Below are 5,564 nucleotides of genomic sequence, written 5' to 3' on the forward strand. Positions count from 1 at the left end.
ACATACCGAAAGGAGAATATGTATTCAATATGCCAAGTAATTTTGAGTATTCACCTGAAATATCAAGTTTTCGCTTTGAAGTAATAGACGTTAAAGTTTGGTAACTCACTATATTTTAATAAATAATTTGAGATTAAATTGTAATGGAAAATAAAATAATAGAGCGTATTACAAATTACGATAACACTTCTTTTTCTGATCTTTCTAGGCATGTTGAGGGATTTGATGGAAAGTTTTCCTTAACGGATCCTAACAATAAAGGTGTAGTTTTTTGGAATAATATTTCTGAAGAAGCCGCAGAAGTTATTTTGAAGCTGATTGATGATGGGAAGATAAAAATGATTCACACATCTATGAGGACCTACATGATAGATGGCTTGTTTCCCAATATGCCTTTAGCTAAGAAGTTGAGAAGTTACGATAGTGATCATTTTTATCCTGTAACTTTCACTTTAATAAAATGATTTTTCTAAGTAATAGCAGCAAAAAAACTTAGATAGCGTAATCTAACGCTAGAAAAACAAAACCCCGAATCACATCAATCAACTTGGCGGAAGATATGTGAGTTCAGGGTCAGGATAAATCCTAAGAGAATATTAACACATGGATCAAACATATCAACCTAATAACCGCCATTTGAGCGGTGCTTTTTGAATGCAGCCCATCAATTAACGCTTTTTGAACAGCGTTTACCCAAAAAACCCTACTATTCTGACAATTTATCTAATGGTTTGAGCATCATTGCGGCTAAAAAAGCCGTTAAATCTCGCTATATTCAACACAATGGGCCGACTCATAAATATTGGCTCGTGTTTGATGTCGATCGTCTCGGCGCGACCTTGTGTTGGGAAGATGCGGGGGCCCCAGCCCCCAATATCGTCGCAACTAACCGCGAAAACGGTCACGCGCATTTGATTTATGGCCTAGAGATCCCAATTCGTACCGCCCCAGATGGAAGCAGTAAGGCTTTACGCTACGCAGCGGCCGTAGAAGCCGCTCTAAGGGCAAAACTCGGATCGGACGAGGGCTACACAGGGCTAATCTGCAAAAACCCGTTAAATCCGCATTGGCTCGTTTCTACGTGGGAGCCAAATCTCTACACACTCGATTGGTTAGCCGACTATCTCGATTTAAGCGCCTATAACGGCCGTGGCAGGCTTCCAAGTAATGGCCTTGGCCGTAACTGCAATTTATTCGATTATCTCTCTGAGTGGGCTTACAAGGCCATTAGACAAGGTTATCCGCAGTATGAACGCTGGTTCGAAGCGGTTTTAACCCGAGGCGAAGGATATAACAACCGAGAATTTACGTCACCGTTACCATTATCCGAGGTCAAAGCCACGGCTAAATCTGTTGCACGATGGACACACAAGCGCATGACCAAAGAAGGTTTTAGTGCTTGGCAGGCCAGACAGGGAGCCAAGGGCGGTAAAATATCAAAGGGTGGTGGCAGGCCATCAAGTAAAGCCGAACTACTACCCACAGTGCAACAGATGATAAAACAGGGCTATGATCAGGCGTGTATAGCTGAAGATTTGGGTGTCACTACACGGACAATTCGTAATTGGTTAAAATGAAGCGGAAAAAACAAGCCATATCAGATAATAGCCCCGCTCTTTGCTTTTTCGGGGTGCTTTACCCTATTAGACAACTCCCACTCGAAATAGCGATCGCGAAAACAAAGCCATATCAGATAATAGCCTCGTTTATAGTCACTGTTACTTAAATAGTATTCCTCCAATACATCTCAAGAAAATAAGAAAATCATTCGTACTCGCTGGACTAGCGATTGAGCAGCTTGTCTGCGAAATGAGCCTAGTCAGCAGCCAAGCGAAGCGCGGCAGTGTTCCATTTTACTCACTAGTACAGCTTCAAATAGCCTCTTTTCATCTAAAAGCCCCCTGATCCTCCTAGTCACGCTTAACTAGCCCAGCGCGGCAGTGTTCCATATGAACATTATTAGTAACAGTTACTTGAATGTTATGGCCTATTAAGGTAACTGTTACTTTTAATAGTTGCTTGTTTTTCCAACGTCTGCTACACTCTTTTTACGCTTTAAGCCAGCATACACAGAGGGGACGCTTCGCGTTTCCCCTTCTGTGAGCTGGTTCAGGGGGGGACCCCCCGAAACCCCCAAAAAGAAAACAGCGGTTTACGGTAACAGTTACTATAATGGAGGAACCATGAAAGACGCACACGACAGCAAAACTCTGGATCTCATACCTGCTCCCGCCAAACGGGGACGGCCTCGGACTGGCCGCGCCATGACCGCAGCCGAAAAACAGGCAGCGTACCGTGCCAGACGAGCGGCTAATGTGGTAACTGTTACGTTTAATCGGGAGGATATCAACGCGCTGCAAACCCTGATAAATGCAGGGGTTGAACAGGTTGATACCGTGGGCGCTGATGCCGTTGAACGTATCCGCGAGGCCATTCATAGAGCCAAAACCAATGAATAAGAAACGCCAAAGGGAAATCAAAATTCGCTGTACGGACGAGGAATATCAGGCTCTACATCAGCGATGTACCAAACTGCGTTTGGCAGAATGGATGCGGGAGACATGCCTAGGCACCCCAGCCAAACGCCCCCCCCCAGCGCCTACAGTAGCCCCCGAACTATTGCGGCAGCTCGCTGGCATGGGCAACAACCTGAATCAGATTGCGCGTGTCGTGAACGCCAATAGCGGGACGGTTGACCGTGCGGCCATCATGGGCGCACTGGTCAGTATCGAGCGGCAGCTCGCGGCCATTCGAGCGGAGCACAGCGCATGATTGTGAAATTCCATCCTCGCGGCTCTGGCCGTGGATCAGGGCCAGTTGACTATCTGCTGGGGCGTGACCGCCAGCGGGAGGGCGCAACGCTCGATAGGGGTGATCCTGCGGTGATCATGGCGCTGATTGATTCCAGCCCCTACGCCAAAAAATACACATCTGGCGTTCTGTCATTCGCGGAGGCCGATTTACCCCGCGAAACCAAAGACAAATTGATGTCCGATTTTGAAAAAATGCTGCTCCCTGGTCTGGATGCAGATCAGTATTCATGCTTATGGGTAGAGCACCGCGACAAAGGGCGGCTAGAACTGAATTTTATTATCCCGAACATTGAATTAATCAGCGGTAAACGCCTGCAACCGTACTACGAAAAGGCTGACAAACCAAGGGTTAACGCATGGAAAATCGGGGTGAATGCAGAGCATCAATTACACGATCCAGACGACCCTATTCACTGTCGCGAATTAGTTACTCCCCGCAACCTGCCATTAGACACACAGAAAGCGGCTCAGGCGCTCACGGATGGCCTGTTGCGCTTGGCTGGTTCGGGCAGCATCACCAACCGCGATAGTGTGGTTAAAACGCTTTCCAGTGCGGGTTTTGAGGTGGTCAGGCAGACCAAAAACAGTATTTCCATTGCCAACCCTGACGGGGGGCGAAACATTCGATTGAAGGGCATGATCTATGAGCAAAATTTTAGATTTGGCGAAGGACTTCGAGGCGAAATCGAAGCAGCAAGCATCCGCTACCGAGATCAGGCTGAAACGCGAATTCGAGAGGCACGAGCAATCTGTGCTAGAGGCATTGAACTCAAGCGCCAACAAAATCAAAAGCGACATAATCGCCCAGAACGTGATTATGAACCGCTTAGTGCTCAGATCATGGGTTTGGATAGTGGCGACTCTAACAATCGCTTTAGTCTCGATTCAGGGTGTCCTGTGGTATCAGGGCAACCAGATAGCCGAGAACCTTGCAGCGATAAACGCACAAGAACAAACCTTGAAATTGTTACAGAATCAAATGTTCGGGATAGCACTACACCAGAACCCACAGGGCGAGCGTTTCATCCTGCTACCGAACGGTTGGAAAGCCGATCCGAATTGGACGGTAGGCAAGCAAAGCGCGATCAAATTGGAGAAAAAATAAATGACGGAATTAGAGTCACAGTTACTAGAATCTGTAAAAGCGTTTCAGCAGCAGCAAGAGCAGCAACAAACGGCATTATCGAGCAGCTACAAGGCTTTGCAGCACATGTTCACCACTACGTCAGCAGAGAATCAGGCACTCAAAACGCAGGTAAAGAGCTTAGCAGAGCAGGTCAACGGCTTGGAATCGCAACTGAGCAGATTAATGACATTGCTAACCAGATAGCGATGCAGCGCGGCCGAAGAAATGATCGTGGATTAAATCGATAAATGGCGTATGCTATGCGTGTATAGCAGTGGAGGATTTAATTATGTTAGCAATACGGTTACCTGATGATATTGAAACCCGTCTGGCTGCTTTGGCAGATCAAACCGGTAGAACAAAAACCTTTTACGCCAGAGAAGCTATTTTGACTCATTTAGAGGATCTGGAGGATTACTATCTTGCGGCTCAGATTGTCTCTGATATTCGTAAAGGGGCTGAAAAAACCTACAGTAGCGAAGATGTGAGGGCGTCTCTTGGCTTGGACAATTGATTACTCAGAACGAGCGCTAAAATCACTAAAAAAAATGGATAAGCAGAACGCTAAACGCATTCTGGATTTTTTGGAACAGCGCATAGCGATATTGGACGATCCGAGAACGTCAGGAAAGCCCCTGAAGGGTGATTTGGGTATTTTTTGGCGTTATCGAGTCGGTGACTATCGAGTGCTTTGTGACATTCAAGATGACAAGTTAGTTATTTTGGCTGCGCTGATAGGTCACAGGAAAGAGATCTATTAGCAAGTTTTTCCTTTGTTAGATTTTGACGTAATCGTCAATAATTCAATAGCTTGTGTATTTTTTTGGCTCTGGTAATATGTATTTAAATTAAGTTTTAGAAGGGATGGCTTATATATGGATAACCAAAGTTCTTTGGCTAAATTCCTCGAATTATCTATTGATGATTTAGATGAAATTGGGCTCTACATTGAGGATTTAAAAGAAAACCATGGTAATAGTGGAGAAGCGTTATATAACCATTACTTCCTCGTTCCTGAGTGCACCCCATTGCGTATTTTAGAAGAAAAAAACTGGACGATAGGTCAATTTGTAAATGTTCCATTACTTGATAATGTGAGTTTCTGATGCGCACTTTAACTTTAATGCTCCCATTAATTTTTTTTAGTAGTTTTGCAATGTCTGAATGTAATATTCAGGATGTTTCAGTGAAAAATATAAATGGAAAGTTTATCGATAAGTGTAACTCAATAAATAAACCATGTTGGTTCATGGGTGGCGTTGGTGTGATTGAACATAGCTGTAATACTCCTATTGGCGTTCAGGTCAAAATTACAGCATACGATAAGCTTAACTCGCCTGTGAATACCAAGGAATTTTGGCCTGCTAGCATAAGGAACATACCGAAAGGAGAATATGTATTCAATATGCCAAGTAATTTTGAGTATTCACCTGAAATATCAAGTTTTCGCTTTGAAGTAATAGACGTTAAAGTTTGGTAACTCACTATATTTTAATAAATAATTTGAGATTAAATTGTAATGGAAAATAAAATAATAGAGCGTATTACAAATTACGATAACACTTCTTTTTCTGATCTTTCTAGGCATGTTGAGGGATTTGATGGAAAGTTTTCCTTAACGGATC

Annotated in this window: 10 protein-coding genes and 1 pseudogene; all 11 read left to right on the plus strand. The window is 44.3% G+C overall.

Features of this window, described 5'->3' with window-relative positions:
- Positions 1–143 precede the first annotated feature (143 nt).
- The 11 genes and pseudogenes from L5M29_RS23470 (at position 144) to L5M29_RS23510 (ending at position 5,419) form a co-directional block, all read left to right on the plus strand.
- On the plus strand, positions 144–464 hold the full coding sequence (locus L5M29_RS23470; protein WP_263170328.1) for a hypothetical protein: 321 nt from the start codon (positions 144–146) through the stop codon (positions 462–464).
- 186 nt (positions 465–650) lie between these two features.
- Positions 651–1,577: a replication initiation protein gene (locus L5M29_RS23475; protein ID WP_263170331.1), complete on the plus strand. Its 927-nt coding sequence runs from the start codon at positions 651–653 to the stop codon at positions 1,575–1,577.
- Between the two features lie 606 nt (positions 1,578–2,183).
- Positions 2,184–2,459, plus strand: coding sequence for a hypothetical protein (locus L5M29_RS23480; RefSeq protein WP_263170333.1), 276 nt, complete (start codon positions 2,184–2,186; stop codon positions 2,457–2,459).
- The gene (locus tag L5M29_RS23485) at positions 2,452–2,772 is read left to right on the plus strand and encodes a MobC family plasmid mobilization relaxosome protein (protein ID WP_411569054.1); all 321 of its coding nucleotides are present in this window, start codon (positions 2,452–2,454) and stop codon (positions 2,770–2,772) included. The genes L5M29_RS23480 and L5M29_RS23485 overlap by 8 nt, the downstream gene beginning before the upstream one ends.
- A 116-nt stretch (positions 2,773–2,888) precedes the next feature.
- Positions 2,889–3,131: pseudogene (locus tag L5M29_RS23835) on the plus strand (relaxase/mobilization nuclease domain-containing protein); the annotation flags it as partial.
- A gap of 325 nt (positions 3,132–3,456) precedes the next feature.
- Positions 3,457–3,918: an MbeB family mobilization protein gene (locus L5M29_RS23840; RefSeq protein WP_411569053.1), complete on the plus strand. Its 462-nt coding sequence runs from the start codon at positions 3,457–3,459 to the stop codon at positions 3,916–3,918.
- The gene (locus L5M29_RS23845; protein ID WP_220733664.1) at positions 3,919–4,143 is read left to right on the plus strand and encodes an MbeD family mobilization/exclusion protein; all 225 of its coding nucleotides are present in this window, start codon (positions 3,919–3,921) and stop codon (positions 4,141–4,143) included.
- A gap of 85 nt (positions 4,144–4,228) precedes the next feature.
- Positions 4,229–4,453: a TraY domain-containing protein gene (locus L5M29_RS23495; protein WP_011839958.1), complete on the plus strand. Its 225-nt coding sequence runs from the start codon at positions 4,229–4,231 to the stop codon at positions 4,451–4,453.
- Positions 4,437–4,700 (plus strand): type II toxin-antitoxin system RelE family toxin, encoded by a 264-nt coding sequence (locus L5M29_RS23500; RefSeq protein ID WP_263170340.1) that lies wholly within the window; start codon positions 4,437–4,439, stop codon positions 4,698–4,700. Before L5M29_RS23495 ends, L5M29_RS23500 begins: the two co-directional genes overlap by 17 nt.
- 114 nt (positions 4,701–4,814) lie before the next feature.
- A complete protein-coding gene (locus tag L5M29_RS23505; protein WP_263170341.1) occupies positions 4,815–5,045 on the plus strand; it encodes a hypothetical protein in 231 nt (76 codons plus the stop codon).
- Entirely contained in the window at positions 5,045–5,419 is a 375-nt protein-coding gene (locus tag L5M29_RS23510) for a hypothetical protein (protein ID WP_263170343.1), read from the plus strand. Before L5M29_RS23505 ends, L5M29_RS23510 begins: the two co-directional genes overlap by 1 nt.
- Positions 5,420–5,564 lie beyond the last annotated feature (145 nt).

Origin of the sequence: Shewanella sp. SM95, assembly GCF_025653595.1 — a bacterium.
Lineage (GTDB): Bacteria > Pseudomonadota > Gammaproteobacteria > Enterobacterales > Shewanellaceae > Shewanella > Shewanella oncorhynchi.